Here is a 15,102-nt window from a genome sequence, read left to right as displayed (position 1 = left end):
ACACGACCCGCAGATCGGAAATGTCCGGATTTCTTCAGCTAACCGGCGAGGGACCAGGCGATTCCATCGAGGATGTCGTGTTCGCTCACCACGACCTGGGAAAACGCGAAACGACGAACGATCCGGTCAAGAATTAGCGCACCCGCGCCAATCACGTCAACCCTCCCCGGATGCATCACCGGCAGCGCCGCGCGCTCACCATGGGTCATCGCGAGCAGCCGCCGCGTCACGTCGTGCACCTGCTCGGCGGAGATCCGCGAATGGTGGATGCGCTGCGAGTCGTACTCGGGGAGGTCGAGCGCGATGCCCGCGACCGTCGTCACCGAGCCCGCCAGGCCCACGAGCGTGTGCGCCTCGCGGACCGGGACCTCGGCCTCCACCCGGTCGAGCGCGGCCTCGATGTCGGCCACCACGGCCTCCAGGGCCGCCGCCGGCGACGGGTCGCCCGCGCCGCGCAGGTGCCGCTCGGTCAGGCGCACGCAGCCGATGTCGACCGACAGCGCCGCCTGGGCGTGCTCGGCGCCGACCACGAACTCCGTGGAGCCCCCGCCGATGTCCACCACCAGGTACGGGGGCAGCGGCCCCTGCGGCACCTCCGTCTCGGGCGACAGGCGCAGCAGCCCCCTGGTCGCGCCCGTGAACGACAGCTCCGCCTCCTCGGCCCCCGACACCACCTCCGGCTCCACGCCGAAGATCTCGCGCACGCCCTCGACGAACTCGTGCCGGTTGGCCGCGTCCCTGGTCGCGCTCGTGGCCACCACCCTCGTGGCGGTGGCGCCGTGGCGCTCGATCAGCTCCTGATAGGAGCGCATCGCCTTGAACGTGCGCGCCAGGGCGTCGGGCGCGAGCCTGCCCGTCCTGTCGACGCCCTCGCCCAGGCGGACGATCTCCATCAGCCGCTCGACGTCCGCCAGCTCGCCCGGGCCGGCACCTGGACCGGCACCTGGATCGGTGGCCGGGCCGACGTCGGCGATGAGCAGTCGTACGGAATTGGTGCCGCAGTCGATGGCGGCTACACGCATGGTCCGTCACTCCACCAGTCGGGGAGGGCGTCGAGCGCCTCCCTGCCGAACGGGTTCACCCCGGGGGCCGCCAGCTCGTGCGCCACCAGCGCGTGCAGGCACTTGACCCGCTCCGGCATGCCACCCGTGCTCTGCATGTCACGCGGGAGCGGCGTCAGCCCCTCCTGCTTGGCGGCCTCGTCGCGCCTGGCGACGTAGTCGTCGTGGGCCGCCTGGTAGGCCTGCGCCAGCTCGGGCTCGGTGGCCAGCCTGGCCTGCATCTCCCGCATCAGGCCCGAGCCCTCCAGCGTGCCGATGGCCGAGGCCGCCTTCGGGCAGGTCAGGTAGTACAGGGTCGGGAAGGGCGAGCCGTCGGGCAGCCGGGGCGCGGTCTCCACCACGTCGGGGTTTCCGCACGGGCAACGGTGCGCCACCTCGCGCAGCCCCCTGGGCGGCCGCCCGAGCTGCTTCTCGACGACCTCGACGTCCTTACTGTCCAACACTTTCCTTCCCTGTCACCGCCCGGCGCCCGGTGCCCTTGTCGGCGGCCTCCACCGACTCCCAGAGCGTCTCGTACCACGGCGGCACCGCCACCGGTTGCTTGACGACCGTCTTCTCCGTGCCCTGATCCGGCTCCATCACCACAAAGCACTTCTCGCCGGGCCCGCAGTAGTGCAGTCGTTCCTTGGCCGTCTTCTTGATCCAGTTGGGGTCGTCGGCCTGCCTGTCACGCGCCAGCAGAGCCTGCCGCTCCGCCTCCACCCTGGCCTTCTCCGCCTCCAGCTCGGTGATGCTGCGACGCCCGCTGATGTACTCGCGGACAGGGTAGGCCAGGCTCATCGCGATCGCGCAGACCACGACGGCCAGGATGGCGGCCCGCCCGGTCAGCTGCGGCCTCTTCGCCAATTGCTGCACACCCCCTCAAGTACGGCTCGCGGGAGATCTCGGGGACCCGCGAGCCGTACTCGAAACTAGCGCCGGAAACGCGGGAACGCCGCGCGACCCGCGTAGCGCGCCGCGTCGTCGAGGAGCTCCTCGATGCGCAGCAGCTGGTTGTACTTGGCCACCCGGTCGGAGCGGGCGGGCGCGCCGGTCTTGATCTGGCCGCAGTTGACCGCCACCGCGAGATCGGCGATCGTCGTGTCCTCGGTCTCGCCGGAGCGGTGGCTCATCATGCAGCGGTAGCCGCTGCGGTGGGCCAGGTCCACGGCGTCGAGCGTCTCGGACAGGGTGCCGATCTGGTTGACCTTGACCAGCAGGGCGTTGGCCGCGCCCTCCTTGATGCCGCGCTCCAGCCGCTCGGGGTTGGTCACGAACAGGTCGTCGCCGACGAGCTGCACCTTGTCGCCGAGCGAGGCGGTGATGGCCTTCCAGCCCTCCCAGTCCTCCTCGTTCAGCGGGTCCTCGATGGAGACGAGCGGGTAGTTGGCGACCAGGTCCTCGTAGAACGCGATGAGCTCCTGCGACGACAGGCCCTTGCCGTCGATCGTGTAGACGCCGTCCTTGTGGAACTCGGAGGCGGCCACGTCGAGCGCCAGCGCGATGTCCTCGCCCGGCACGTAGCCGGCCTTCTCGATGGCGACCAGGATCAGGTCGAGCGCGTCGCGGTTGGAGGGCAGGCTGGGCGCGAAGCCGCCCTCGTCGCCCAGGCCCGTGGCGTAGCCCTTCTCCTTCAGCACGGCCTTCAGCGCGTGGTAGACCTCGGTGCCCATGCGCACGGCCTCGCGGAACGTCTCCGCCCCGATCGGCGCGATCATGAACTCCTGGATGTCCACGTTGGTGTCGGCGTGCGCGCCGCCGTTGAGAATGTTCATCATCGGCACGGGCAGCACGTGCGCGTTGGGGCCGCCGAGGTAGCGGAAGAGCGGCAGGTCGGCGCTGTCGGCGGCGGCCTTGGCCACGGCCAGCGAGACACCCAGGATGGCGTTGGCGCCGAGCTTGGCCTTGTTGGGCGTGCGGTCCAGATCGATCATGATCTGGTCGATGATGCGCTGGTCCTCGGCCTCGATCCCGCTGATCTCCTCCTGGATCTCATCGGTCACGGCGAGAACGGCCTTCTCCACGCCCTTGCCGCCGTAACGCTTGCCGCCGTCACGCAGCTCGACCGCCTCGAACTGGCCGGTGGACGCCCCGCTCGGCACGGCCGCGCGGCCGGTGCTGCCGTCGTCGAGCACGATCTCGACCTCAACCGTGGGGTTGCCCCGGGAGTCGAGGATCTCGCGAGCGTATACGACCTCGATGGTAGCCACGGGATGCGCTCCTAAATCGAAAGGTGATATGCCATCAGAGCCTATCGGTACGGCTCCGCGCCGGGTGGGCACGGTCACCGGCCGGCACGACCGCCGCCGGCATCGCGGCTCCCGCCCGTCCAGTGCCGTCCACGCGGCGCCGTCCACGGGACGCCGCCCGCCAGGTGCCGCCCGCCGGACGCCACGCGTCAGGTGCCGCCCGTCAGGCTCCAGGCTCTGAACCGGCCGCCGGTCTCGGCCACCAGGAGGCCGTCGCCCACCGCCAGCGACGTCACGCCGGGTCCCGTGCCCGGCAGGCGGCCCAGCCGGGAGCCGCTGCCAGCGTTCCACACGCTGACGCCGTCGCCGCCCGCGGCGACCAGCGCCGTCCCTCCGGCGGTCGTGCCGCCGACGGCCGTGCCTCCCGTGCCGAGCGAGCGGACGAGCTCGCCCGTGGCCAGGTCGTACAGGTCGGTGGAGGTGCCCACCGTGACGGCGGCCAGGTCGTCGCCGAGCGCGGTCAGCGAGCGGACCCTGCCCTTGGCGATGACGCCCGGGTCGTCGCCGATGACGCCGTGGTCGGTGCCGATCAGCGGCCTGCCGGTCCGCCCGTTCCAGGCCACCGCCTTGACGGGGGTGGAGACGGTGCGGCGCTCGCCCACGAGCTCGTGCGTGACCAGGTCGATCGTCCGGACCTGGCCGTCGGGGCAGCCGATCACGGCGACCGCGTGGCCACGCCACGTGCCCAGGCCCAGGACGCCGTCGGCCGCGCAGCCGGTCTGCCACGGGCCCTGCTTGGAGTCGCCGATCCGCCAGCGCCGCACGCGGCCGTCCTCTCCCGTCCAGACGACGGTCTGGCTGCCGCCGACCGTGGCCAGGCCCAGGGACCGCACGGAGGTGCGGGCGGGGACGGCCAGCCTTCCCACCCGCCTGCCGGCCCGGGCGTCCCACACGTTGATCGAGCTGTCGTTCCGGTCGGCGTACGCGACCACGGGGGCGCCCCTGTGGTAGCCGATCGCGATCGCCGCGACGTCCGCGCCGGTGCCCGGCCCGAACGCGGGCCCGAGCTCCACCCCGAACGCCGTGTCCGAGGACGTGCGCGGGGACGCGCCGCCGTCCGACGTCGTCCAGCCCCGCCATAACACGCCGGCCACCAGCCCCACGACCAGCAGCGCGCCCACGCCCGCGGTGGCCAGCCGCCGATGCCTGTCGCGGCCCGCGGCGCCCGGCTCGGCGAGCCCTTCGTCGCCGGTGACCGGGGGAAGGGGCGAGGTGCCCGACGGGCCGGGGACGGCGACCGGCGGCAGAGGGGCCGTGCCCACCGCAGGCAAGGGGAAGGTGCCCACCGCAGGCATGGGGGCCGTGCCAGGAGAGTCCGTGACCACCGCCGGCATGACAGCGGTGCCAGGAGGGTCCGTGACCACAGGCGGCATGAGGGCGGTGGCGGCCTGGCGGCCCAAGAGGCGCATCAGCACGCCGTCCGCCGTCGGCCGCACCCCCGGCTCCTTGGCCAGGCAGGCCCGCAGCACCGAGCGCAGCGGCTCCTCCACCTCGCCGAGGTCCGGCTCGGCGTTCAGGATGCGGTGCATCACGGCCGGGATCGAGTCGCGCCCGAACAGCGGCTCCCCCGTCGCCGCGAACCCCATCGTGGAGGCCCAGCTGAACACGTCCGAGGCCGCCGTCACGCTCTCCCCGGCGATCTGCTCGGGCGCCATGAACCCGGGCGTCCCCACCACACTGCTGGCCGTCGTTGCGGCGTCCATGGCCTTGGCGATGCCGAAGTCGATCACCCGCGGCCCGTCGGGCCCCATCAGGATGTTGCTGGGCTTGAAGTCCCGGTGCACGATCCCGGCGCCGTGGACGGCGGTCAGCGCGGTGATCGTGCCCACCGCGAGGCGCTCCAGCTCGCCTCCTGCCAGCGGCCCGGCGTGCGCGACCTGGTGGTGCAGCGACGGCCCGTCGATGAACTCGCTGACGATGTACGGCCGCCCCTCGATCAGCCCGCTGTCCAGCACCTTCGCCGTGCAGAACCCGGCGACCCCGGCCGCGATCGCGCTCTCCTGGAGGAACCTGCGCTCGGCCCGCGCGTCGCCCAGCAGCCGCGCGTGCAGCACCTTGACGGCGGAGCGCCCGCCCTCGGCGTCCTCCCCCAGGAACACCGAGCCCTGCCCGCCGTCGCCCAGCCCGCCGAGCAGGCGGTAACCCGCCACCTGCCGCGGCTCCCCCGAGTGCAGCGGTCTCAGCTCCACGGAACAAGTCCCCCTGGTCTCAGTGGTCACAGCCCCCAGGGGATCCTGACATTTCGCGAGTTATCGCGCCAAACTCAGTCGGTGGTGGACTCCCACGCACGGACCCGATCACGGTACGACCGCGCCGCGGCCCGCAGCTCGGCCTCGGCGTCCAGCCCGGCCTCGGCGGCCCGCCGGACCAGGTCGAACAGCTCCCGCGCGACGCCCTGCCCGACCGCCGCCGCCAGCGACTCGGGCGCCCCGGCCCGCTCGGCCCTGCGCATGAGCTGCGCGGCCAGCGACAGCGCCGGCTGCCCCATCGGCACCCCGTCGAGCACCGACTCGCGGCCCTTGGCCGCCCGCTCGGCCGCCTTGATCGCTTCCCAGTTGTCGTTGACCTCGTCGGCGCTCTCGGCCCGCACCGAGCCGAACACGTGCGGATGCCGCCGGACCAGCTTCTCCACGATCCCGGCCGCCACGTCGTCCATGTCGAAGCCCTCGGCCACCCGCGCGTGGAAGACCACCTGCAGCAGCAGGTCGCCCAGCTCCTCGCGGAGCGCCGGATAGTCGCCCTGCTCGATCGTCTCGAGGACCTCGTAGGCCTCTTCCAGCAGGTACGGCACCAGCGTCTCGTGCGTCTGCTTGCGATCCCACGGGCACTCGGTGCGCAGCCGGTCCATGACCGCCACCAGGTCGAGCACCCGCGCCCCCGGCAGGTCGTACGACCCGGGCACGACCTCGATCAGCGGCGGCTCGTCGAGCGCGACGGCGGCGTGCCCGACGGCGCGCATGAAGTCCTCGCCGTCCTGATCGGACAGCCACACCACGCTCTCGCCCGCCGCGCGCACGGCCAGCGCCCGCGGGTCGGGCTCGACGACCTCGACCTCGATCCCGGCCTCGGCCAGGTAGGGAAGCTGCGGGTGCGAGCCCGAGCCGGTGAGCACGGGGCCGGAGCGCAGCGCCTGCCAGGCCTGATGGCTCAGCAGGCCCGGCGCGACCCTGGGCGAGGTGGTGACGACGATCAGCGGCACGATCAGCCCTGGGCCGGCTGCTGCGCCTGCTGGGTGAGTTTGCCGAACCTGCCGGTGTCGACGAACAGCGACGGGTTCTGCTCCGAGCGCTGCGCGTTCAGCGTGCCGAAGCGGGGGTTGAAGACCGGCTTGATGGAGGTGAACTCCTGGACCAGCCGCTCCTGCCCGGCCTGGCCGCCGAACTGCTGCTGGAGCTTGGTCAGGCCCACCATGGCGCGCGCGTAGTCGCGGGCGTCGCTCGGCGCGACGCCGTTGGCCAGCAGGTTGATCTCGGGCGACTGGAACTGGCCCGGGTCCTTGAGCGCCGCGTCGATCTCGGTCTCGCTCACCTGCACCTTGTGCCGGGTCATGAGCTGCTTGGACACGCTCACGTTGACCAGGCGCTGCAGCACGGCCTGGTTGGCCGGCACGCCCAGCGCCGTCTCGTCGAGCTGAGCCTTCTTCAGCGCGGCCAGGTAGGCCTGCGTGTCGTCGTTCAGCTTGCTCATGGAGATGCGCTCGCTCCCGACCACGGCCGCGGCCCCGGCCTGCATGGGCGAGGAGCAGGCGGTCAGCGCCGCGACCGCCGCAGCGGCGGCCACGGCCACTCGTATCGATTTCACGTACGTCCCTTTCCGACCAGAAAACCGCCGCTAGCTTACCCGTGCGGGCTCGAGGAACATCGCCTCGACCAGGTCGCCGCACCATTTGAGCAGGTCGAGGTCGCGCAGCGGCTGCCCGCCCAGCGGCTTGGTCTTGGGGATCGGGACGAGCAGGGTCTCGGCCGCCTGCTTGTAGACGGCCTTCTTGTAGAGGCGGTCGAGGCGTACCTGCTGGGAGTCCCTGAGCCTGGCCGGGCCGAACTTGATGTTCTGGCCCTGCAGCGTGACGTCCGTGAGCCCGGCCGCGCGCGCCCTGATCCGGAACCTGGCGACCTCCAGCAGGTTCTCCACCTCCACCGGCGGCTTGCCGTAGCGGTCGGTCAGCTCGTCGCGGACCTCGTCGATGTCGATCTCGGCGTTGATGGCCGCGATCCGCTTGTACGCCTCCAGCCGCAGCCGCTCGGAGGTCACGTAGTCGTGCGGGATGTGGGCGTTGATCGGCAGCTCGACCTTGACGTCCGGCTGCTCCTCCTCGACCTCGCCCCCCGACAGCTTGGCCTTCTGCTCCTTGACCGCGTCGGCCATGAGCCGGACGTACAGGTCGAAGCCGACGCCCGCGATGAAGCCGGACTGCTCGGCGCCCAGCACGTTGCCCGCGCCGCGGATCTCCAGGTCCTTCATCGCGACGTACATGCCCGCACCCATCTCGGTGTGCTGCGAGATCGTGGCCAGCCGCTCGTGCGCGGTCTCGGTCAGCGGCTTCTCCGGCGGATAGAGGAAGTAGGCGTAACCGCGCTCCCTGCCTCGCCCGACGCGCCCGCGGAGCTGGTGGAGCTGCGACAGGCCGTAGTTGTCGGCCCGGTCCACGATCAGCGTGTTGGCGTTGGGCACGTCGAGCCCGGACTCGACGATCGTGGTGGAGACGAGCAGGTCGTACTCCCGCTCCCAGAACCCCACCATGATCTTTTCGAGCTGATGCTCGTTCATCTGCCCGTGCGCCACCGCGATGCGCGCCTCGGGCACCAGCTCGCGCAGCCGCGCGGCGACCTTGTTGATCGAGGCCACCCGGTTGTGCACGAAGAAGATCTGCCCGTCGCGCATCAGCTCGCGCCGGATCGCCGCCCCGATCTGCTTCTCCTCGTACGGCCCCACGAACGTCAGGATCGGGTGCCGCTCCTCCGGAGGCGTGAGGATCGTGGACATCTCGCGGATGCCGGTCAGCCCCATCTCCAGCGTGCGCGGGATCGGCGTGGCCGACATGGCCAGCACGTCCACCTGCGTGCGCAGGTGCTTCATGGCCTCCTTGTGCTCGACGCCGAACCGCTGCTCCTCGTCGATGATGATCAGCCCCAGGTCCTTGAACCGGACCTCGGGGCTGAGCAGCCGGTGGGTGCCGATCACCACGTCCACCGCGCCGGAGCGCAGCCCTTCGAGCGTGCCCTTGACCTCGCCGTCGGTCTGGAAGCGCGAGACGGGCCTGACCGCGACGGGGAAGCTGGAGAAGCGCTCGGCGAAGGTGGACATGTGCTGCTGCACCAGCAGCGTCGTGGGCACCAGCACCGCGACCTGCTTGCCGTCCTGGACCGCCTTGAACGCCGCCCGGACCGCGATCTCGGTCTTGCCGTAGCCGACGTCGCCGCAGATCAGCCGGTCCATCGGGACGCCGCGCTCCATGTCGCGCTTGACCTCGTCGATGGCTTCGAGCTGGTCGCCCGTCTCGGCGTACGGGAAGGCGTCCTCCATCTCCCGCTGCCAGGGCGTGTCGGCCCCGAACGGGTGGCCCGGCGAGGCCATGCGGGCGGAGTAGAGCCTGATCAGCTCGCCGGCGATCTCCTTGACCGCCTTCTTCGCCCGGGACTTGGCCTTGGCCCAGTCGGCGCCGCCCATGCGGTTGAGCGTGGGGGCCTCGCCGCCGACGTAGCGGGTGACCTCGTCGAGCTGGTCGGTCGGCACGTAGAGGCGGTCACCCTTGGCGTACTCGATGACCAGGTACTCGCGGGTGGCGCCCTGCACGGTGCGCTGCACCATCTCGATGTAGCGGCCCACGCCGTGCTGCTCGTGCACCACGTGGTCGCCGACCTTGAGCTGCAGCGGGTCGACCATGTTGCGGCGGCGGGAGGGCAGGCGCCGCATGTCCTTGGTGGAGGCCTTCTGGCCCACCAGGTCGAGGTGGGTGAGCACGGCCAGGGTGGGCGTGATGAAGCCGTGCTCGATCAGGCCGGTCGAGACGTGCACGACCTTGGGCTCGGGCGCCTTGTCCAGGAACTGCTGGAGCCGCGCCGGCACGTCCACGCCCTTGAGCAGCTCGACCATGCGCTCGGCCGGGCCGTGGCCCTCGCTGAGCAGCACGACGGCCTTGTCGTCGGCCAGCCAGCCCTTGATGTCGGCCAGCGCCTTGGCGGTGTCGCCGCGGTAGGCCTCGGAGTCCTGGGCGTCGAGCTCGACGCCGCCGCCGAACGGCGCCATCGTCCACCAGGGCTGGCCCAGCGAGTCGGCGTGCCCGCGGATCTCCTCCAGCGTGCGGAACGCGGCGGCGCCGAGGTCGATCGGCGCCTCGCCGCCGGCCGCGGCGTTGATCCAGGAGGCTTCGAGGAACTCCTGCGAGGTGCGGACGAGCTCCTCGGCCCGCCCCCTGATCCGCTCGGGGTCGCACACGAACACCGCCGACCTGATCGGCAGGTGGTCGAGCAGCAGGTCCATCTCCCCGGCGAGCACGGGCGCGAACGCCTCCATGCCCTCGACCGGCGAGCCCTCGGCGAGCTGGTCGAGCACCTCGGCCAGCGCCGGGTGCTCCTCGGCCAGCTCCCGCGCCCGCTCGCGCACCTCGCCGGTCAGCAGCAGCTCCCGGCACGGCGGCGCGAACAGCCCGTCCTCGGCCGCCTCCAGCGAGCGCTGGTCGGCGACCTTGAACCAGCGGATCTCCTCCACCGTGTCGCCCCAGAACTCCAGCCGCAGCGGGTGCTCCTCGGTCGGCGGGAACACGTCGAGCAGCCCGCCGCGCACGGCCACCTCGCCGCGCTTCTCCACCATGTCGACCCGGTGGTAGCCGTTGTCGACCAGGTTGCCGACGACCTCGTCGAGGTCGGCGTCGTCGCCGGCGCGCAGCCGGATGGGCTCCAGGTCGCCCAGGCCCTTGACGATCGGCTGGAGCAGGGCGCGCACGGGGGCCACGATCACGCTGAGCGGCCCGGCGGCGGTATCGCCCTTGACCGGGTGCGCCAGCCTGCGCAGCACCGCCAGGCGCTGGCCCACGGTGTCGCTGCGCGGCGAGAGCCGCTCGTGCGGCAGCGTCTCCCACGCCGGGAACACCGCCACGGAGTTGGGCTCGATCAGGCTCGTCAGCGCGGCGGCGAGGTCTTCCGCCTCACGCCCCGTCGCGGTGACGGCGAGCACGGTGCGCTGGTCGTGCCCGGCCAGCGCGGCCACGCCGAACGGGCGCAGCGCGGACGGCGCGATCAGCGCGACGTCGCCGCCCTCTTCGAGAGCGGCGGTCAGCTTCGGGTCGGCGCGAACAAGGTCAAGTAGCCCGGAAAGACTCATCAGATACGCCCACAGCCCCACGACGGCAACACGATTACCCCCGGCCGTGTCAGGTCGCGGGGGTCTCTCCCCAGCCTACTCGCCGCGACGGCTCAGCCAACTCGATAACCAGGCACGGAAGGCCAGCGCACGGTCAGCACCGTCGAGGCCTCCTCCGCCCGCCAGGAATGGTCGACGCCCCTGCCCCACACCACGTAGTCGCCGGGCTCGGACAGGAGCACGCCGCGCCCGGGCAGCTCGACCCGGAACCGGCCGCTGATGAGCACGAGCAGCGCGGTGCGCGCCTCCCCCTTGACCCACTCGGCCCGCTCGTCGCCGGCGGGGTGCACGCCCCACTTGATCTCGACGTCCTCGCTGTGTCTTGGGTCGCCGGGGGGTTTGAAGTGGCCGAGCAGCCATCCCCGGTCGCCCGCGGCGTCCACACCCGCGTTGCCGACGTAGACCTGATCGCTCACGGGGCAGGACGCTAGCAGGGAAATGCATTACGAAGGGGAAGAGGTTGATTACTGTAGGTCACATGTCTGAGGTGCGATCGGTCGCCCAGCGAGGCGACCTCTTCGGTCAGCGGGTCCGCGAGCACGTTGCCGGGCAACCGATGAGGCGGCTGGACGTGCTGGTCGCCGGGTGCGCCCACGACGAGCCGCTGGTGCTCGAGCACATCGATACCAGGGTCACGGGGGCCGACGAGGACCATCCCGCGATCAGGCGGGTCCTGGAGGAGCGGGCCGACCTGGTCGCCTGGCAGCTGGGCGACCTTCGCTCGGTGCCGCTGCCGCCGCGCAGTTTCGACATCATCCAGCTGTCGTTCCTGCTGGAGCGGGTGCGGCACGCCGAGCTGGTCTTCGACCGGCTGCTGCAGTCGCTGCGGCCCGGAGGGCTGGTGCTGCTGCGCATGCGCGACCGGCGCTCGGCGTACGGGCTGCTCGACCGCCTCACGCCGGGGCCGCTGCGCCGCCTGCTCTGGCGCGGCCTGGTCAGGCCCGGCACGCCGGGCCCGCTGCCCGCCGTGTACGAGCCCCTGGCCTCCAGCGACGGGATGCACGCGTTCTGCCTCAGCCGGGGCCTGATGATCACCGACGACGAGCGCGACCTGAGCGGGCCCGCCCGCTCGCGCCGGATCGGCGCCGCGGCCGTCGCGCTGGCGTCCAAGCTGACCAGCGGCTACTTCCCCGCCTCCCACGACGAGATCACCATGGTGATCCGCAAGCCTCAGCACCACTTCGCGCGGCTGCTGTGAGATGTGCGGGGGTCCCCCTGACCCCAGGAGGGGGTCTAGCGACACACTGGTATCAGCCGGTAGACTCCTTTCCTACCAATTCAATCGGAATAGTTGGGATGCAGACAACGTGGAGTGGACCCCCGACCCGCGCGAGCTGGCCGATCTCGAACTGCTGCTCTCCGGCGCGTTCGAGCCGCTGACGGGGTTCCTGGGCCACGACGACCTGCACACCGTGCACGAGCGCGGCACGCTCGCCGACGGCACCCCGTGGCCCGCGCCCGTCACCCTCCACCTCGACGCCGCGGTCGAGCCGGGCGACGAGGTCACCCTGCTCGACCCCGAGGGCCTGCCGCTGGCCGCCATGACCGTGGCGGCGCGCGAGCCCGACGGCCTCACCTCGGGGCCGCTGAAGGCTCTGAGCACGCCCGAGCACGGGCCTTTCGGGCGGCTGCGGCGCACCCCCGCCCAGGTCAAGGAGGCGCTGGGCGGGCGCCCCGCGCTGGCCGTCACCATGCGCGGCCCGCTCGACGACCTCAGCGAGATCCTCGCCACCGCCAAGGAGCTCGACGGGGCGATCCTGCTGCTCCCCCTCGCGTACGGCGAGGCGGGCCCGGCGGTCGTCCGGGCCGCGCTGCGCGCCAAGGAGCAGCTCCCGGCGGGCACGCTCGTCGTCCCCGTGCCCCTGGCCCCGCGCGACGAGCCCGAGCTCGACCTGGAGCTGCGCGAGCTCGTCGCCACCGCCTACGGCGCCACCGAGCACCTGGCCGGCCCCGACCCCGTGCACATCCCCGGCCCGCCGCACCGCCGCGGCCTGGTGGTGTTCTTCACGGGCCTGTCGGGCTCCGGCAAGTCCACGATCGCCCGCGGCCTGCGCGACGCGCTGCTGGAGCTGGGCAGCCGCACGGTGACCTACCTCGACGGCGACGTGGTGCGCCACCTGCTCTCCAAGGGCCTGACCTTCTCCAAGCAGGACCGCGACCTGAACATCCGCCGCATCGGCTTCGTCGCCGCCGAGGCCGCCCGCCACGGCGGCCTGGCCGTCTGCGCCCCGATCGCGCCGTACGCGGCCACCCGCGAGGAGGTGCGCGAGATGGTCGAGTCCGTCGGGGCCGACTTCCTGCTCGTGCACGTCGCCACGCCGCTGGAGGAGTGCGAGCGGCGCGACCGCAAGGGCCTGTACGCCAAGGCGCGCGCCGGCCTGATCCCCGAGTTCACCGGCGTCTCCGACCCCTACGAGGAGCCGGACGACGCCGACCTGGTCATCGACACCACGCACATCTCGATCGAGGCGGCCGTGTCCAGGGTGCTGGACACGTTGAAGAGCGGAGGGTGGATCCGTTGATCGACTGGGCGCTGATCGCCGGGTCCTTCGTCGTCGCCATCGTGGTCGGGCTGACCGGGATGGGCGGCGGCGCGCTCATGACCCCGATGATGATGTTGTTCTTCAACGTTCCGCCGCTCGCGGCCGTCTCCAGCGACCTGGTCGCCTCGGCCGTGATGAAGCCGGTCGGCAGCGTCGTGCACCTGCGCCGCGGCACGGTCAACCTGCGCCTGGTCGGCTGGTTGTGCGTGGGCTCGGTGCCGGCGGCGTTCTGCGGGGTGTTCCTGGCCAGGGCGTTCGCGGTGAGCGACGCGGTCAAGTACGCGCTCGGCGTCGCGCTGCTGCTGGCCGTGGCGGGCATGGCGCTGAAGAGCTGGCTCGGCGCGCGGGGAGGCACGTCGAGCGCGCATGAGATCGTCGTGCGCCCAATTCCTACCCTACTGGTCGGTACGGTCGGCGGCCTGGTGGTGGGCGTCTCCTCCGTCGGTTCCGGGTCCCTGATCATCGTGGCGCTGCTCGTGCTCTACCCGGCGCTCAAGGCCAACCAGCTCGTCGGCACCGACCTGGTGCAGGCCGTGCCCCTGGTCGCCGCGGCCGCCATCGGCCACATCCTGTTCGGCGACTTCCAGATGGACCTCACGGTGTCGCTGCTCATCGGCTCCATCCCGGGCGTCTACCTCGGCGCCAGGATCTCCTCGCGCGCTCCGGGCGGCCTGATCAGAGCCATGCTGGCGATCGTCCTGCTCGCCTCCGCGCTGAAGCTGCTCGACGTGAGCAACACGCTCACCGTCTGGGCGCTGCTCGCCGCCACCGCGGTCACCGTGATCGGCTGGCGGGTGCGGGTCAGGGCCGCGGCACGGGAGTCGAGCGAAAGTACGGATCTCGAGCCAGCTCGGTGAACGCCCGGTCCGCCCCGGGGTCGGAGTCGAAGCTCGTGTCGCCGCGCGGGGCCTGCGGCGAGTCAAAGTAGAGCAGGGCCTTGATCTGCGGGTAACGCTTGATCTGCTTGAGCGCGGACTCGAAGAAGCGCCGCTTGAACGAGCGGTCCCTGGGCCGCTCGAACACCCCCCACTCGGCCACCATGACCGGCTTGCCGGGGAAGCGCGCCTGCATCCACCGGTAGAAGCCCGGCCAGTCCGGGTACTCCTTGCGCGTCTTGTTCACCAGCCCGTCGAAGTCCTGTACCCGGTCGTCGGCGTACGGGTCCATCGCCACCCAGTCGACCACGTCGTCACCGGGGTACAGCTCCTCGAACCAGGACTTGGCCGCCCAGTTGGGGGCGCCCATGTACGTCATGACGACGACCGCGTTCCTGACGCCCTTCTCCCGCAGCCTGAGCACGACGTGCCGGAACATGGCCGCGTAGTCGGCCGCCGTCATGCCGGAGCCCGAGGAGGCGTCGACGTCGTTCTCCGGCTCGTGGTGCAGGGTCAGGAAGAAGCGCTCGGGAAAGGTGCGTCTCAGATGGCCGGCCAGCCGGTCGATCCTGGCGTCGAGCGCCCCCTCGGCGATCTCCGCCCACGTGTGGTCGAACGACGGCTTCCAGTTGATCATCAGGAGCCGCGGCCTGGCCGGGTCTCGGGCCAGCCTGATCTCCGCCGCGGTCGGGAACAGCTCGCTGCCCCGGTGGTAGACGTGCAGCACGTCGGCCGGCGCGCCCATGCGCGACTCCGCCCCGTGCAGCGCCTGCTCCACCGAGGCGCCGGTGAAGACCTCGGGCGCCATGCCCCACCACGCGCCGCAGGACGGGATGAGCCTGGTGGTGGCCGTGCAGGCGGGTGCGCCCGCCGGCCTGGCCAGGGGAGCCTGGACCGGCACCGGCAGGACGTCGGAGCCTTCGGCGGTGGAGCAAGCGGCCACCAGCACGACCATGGCCACGATCGCGCTGGTGAACGATTTTTCTTGGGAAATGTCCCGTAGCAGCAAAGCCTTCCAACCCCCTCGTCGAACGAC

Annotated in this window: 13 protein-coding genes; 3 read left to right on the top strand and 10 right to left on the bottom strand. The window is 71.7% G+C overall.

Going from position 1 to position 15,102, the window contains the following annotated elements:
- Window positions 1-38: 38 nt before the first annotated feature.
- From HD597_RS57055 to HD597_RS57015, 9 genes are all read right to left on the bottom strand, one after another.
- Window positions 39-1,022, bottom strand: a complete 984-nt coding sequence (locus HD597_RS57055; protein WP_253756952.1) for a Ppx/GppA phosphatase family protein — start codon at window positions 1,020-1,022, stop codon at window positions 39-41.
- Window positions 1,013-1,501 carry a DUF501 domain-containing protein gene (locus HD597_RS57050; RefSeq protein ID WP_253759909.1) on the bottom strand — a complete coding sequence of 163 codons (489 nt, stop codon included), beginning with the start codon at window positions 1,499-1,501 and terminating at the stop codon, window positions 1,013-1,015. The genes HD597_RS57055 and HD597_RS57050 overlap by 10 nt, the downstream gene beginning before the upstream one ends.
- Window positions 1,491-1,907: an FtsB family cell division protein gene (locus HD597_RS57045; protein ID WP_253756948.1), complete on the bottom strand. Its 417-nt coding sequence runs from the start codon at window positions 1,905-1,907 to the stop codon at window positions 1,491-1,493. The genes HD597_RS57050 and HD597_RS57045 overlap by 11 nt, the downstream gene beginning before the upstream one ends.
- Window positions 1,908-1,972: 65 nt before the next feature.
- Entirely contained in the window at window positions 1,973-3,250 is a 1,278-nt protein-coding gene (gene eno / locus HD597_RS57040) for a phosphopyruvate hydratase (RefSeq protein WP_253756945.1), read from the bottom strand.
- Window positions 3,251-3,438: 188 nt separating this feature from the next.
- Window positions 3,439-5,478, bottom strand: coding sequence for a protein kinase domain-containing protein (locus HD597_RS57035; RefSeq protein ID WP_253756943.1), 2,040 nt, complete (start codon window positions 5,476-5,478; stop codon window positions 3,439-3,441).
- A 74-nt stretch (window positions 5,479-5,552) separates the two neighbouring features.
- Window positions 5,553-6,488, bottom strand: a complete 936-nt coding sequence (locus HD597_RS57030) for a nucleoside triphosphate pyrophosphohydrolase (protein WP_253756941.1) — start codon at window positions 6,486-6,488, stop codon at window positions 5,553-5,555.
- A 2-nt stretch (window positions 6,489-6,490) separates the two neighbouring features.
- The gene (locus tag HD597_RS57025) at window positions 6,491-7,090 is read right to left on the bottom strand and encodes a SurA N-terminal domain-containing protein (RefSeq protein WP_253756939.1); all 600 of its coding nucleotides are present in this window, start codon (window positions 7,088-7,090) and stop codon (window positions 6,491-6,493) included.
- 30 nt (window positions 7,091-7,120) lie between these two features.
- Window positions 7,121-10,609, bottom strand: a complete 3,489-nt coding sequence (gene mfd / locus HD597_RS57020) for a transcription-repair coupling factor (protein WP_253756936.1) — start codon at window positions 10,607-10,609, stop codon at window positions 7,121-7,123.
- Window positions 10,610-10,701: 92 nt separating this feature from the next.
- Window positions 10,702-11,064 carry a cupin domain-containing protein gene (locus HD597_RS57015; protein ID WP_253756934.1) on the bottom strand — a complete coding sequence of 121 codons (363 nt, stop codon included), beginning with the start codon at window positions 11,062-11,064 and terminating at the stop codon, window positions 10,702-10,704.
- A gap of 62 nt (window positions 11,065-11,126) precedes the next feature.
- On the opposite strand from HD597_RS57015, the gene HD597_RS57010 reads away from it, so the two are divergent.
- The 3 genes from HD597_RS57010 (at window position 11,127) to HD597_RS57000 (ending at window position 14,048) form a co-directional block, all read left to right on the top strand.
- The gene (locus HD597_RS57010) at window positions 11,127-11,846 is read left to right on the top strand and encodes a class I SAM-dependent methyltransferase (protein ID WP_253756932.1); all 720 of its coding nucleotides are present in this window, start codon (window positions 11,127-11,129) and stop codon (window positions 11,844-11,846) included.
- 109 nt (window positions 11,847-11,955) lie between these two features.
- Window positions 11,956-13,170, top strand: coding sequence for an adenylyl-sulfate kinase (cysC, locus tag HD597_RS57005; protein ID WP_253756930.1), 1,215 nt, complete (start codon window positions 11,956-11,958; stop codon window positions 13,168-13,170).
- A complete protein-coding gene (locus HD597_RS57000; RefSeq protein WP_253756927.1) occupies window positions 13,158-14,048 on the top strand; it encodes a sulfite exporter TauE/SafE family protein in 891 nt (296 codons plus the stop codon). The genes cysC and HD597_RS57000 overlap by 13 nt, the downstream gene beginning before the upstream one ends.
- On the opposite strand, the gene HD597_RS56995 is transcribed toward HD597_RS57000, so the two are convergent.
- The gene (locus HD597_RS56995) at window positions 13,993-15,021 is read right to left on the bottom strand and encodes a glycoside hydrolase family 26 protein (protein WP_253759907.1); all 1,029 of its coding nucleotides are present in this window, start codon (window positions 15,019-15,021) and stop codon (window positions 13,993-13,995) included. The genes HD597_RS57000 and HD597_RS56995 overlap by 56 nt on opposite strands.
- Window positions 15,022-15,102 lie beyond the last annotated feature (81 nt).

It is taken from the genome of Nonomuraea thailandensis, from assembly GCF_024172165.1.
GTDB lineage: Bacteria > Actinomycetota > Actinomycetes > Streptosporangiales > Streptosporangiaceae > Nonomuraea > Nonomuraea thailandensis.
This window is presented reverse-complemented; position numbering and strand designations above follow the sequence as displayed.

Coding starts and splice junctions, on each gene's coding strand:
- mfd (WP_253756936.1), bottom strand. CDS start 10,609: ATGAGTCTTTCCGGGCTACTTGACCTTGTTCGCGCCGACCCGAAGCTG.
- HD597_RS57055 (WP_253756952.1), bottom strand. CDS start 1,022: ATGCGTGTAGCCGCCATCGACTGCGGCACCAATTCCGTACGACTGCTC.
- HD597_RS56995 (WP_253759907.1), bottom strand. CDS start 15,021: ATGGTCGTGCTGGTGGCCGCTTGCTCCACCGCCGAAGGCTCCGACGTC.
- HD597_RS57010 (WP_253756932.1), top strand. CDS start 11,127: ATGTCTGAGGTGCGATCGGTCGCCCAGCGAGGCGACCTCTTCGGTCAG.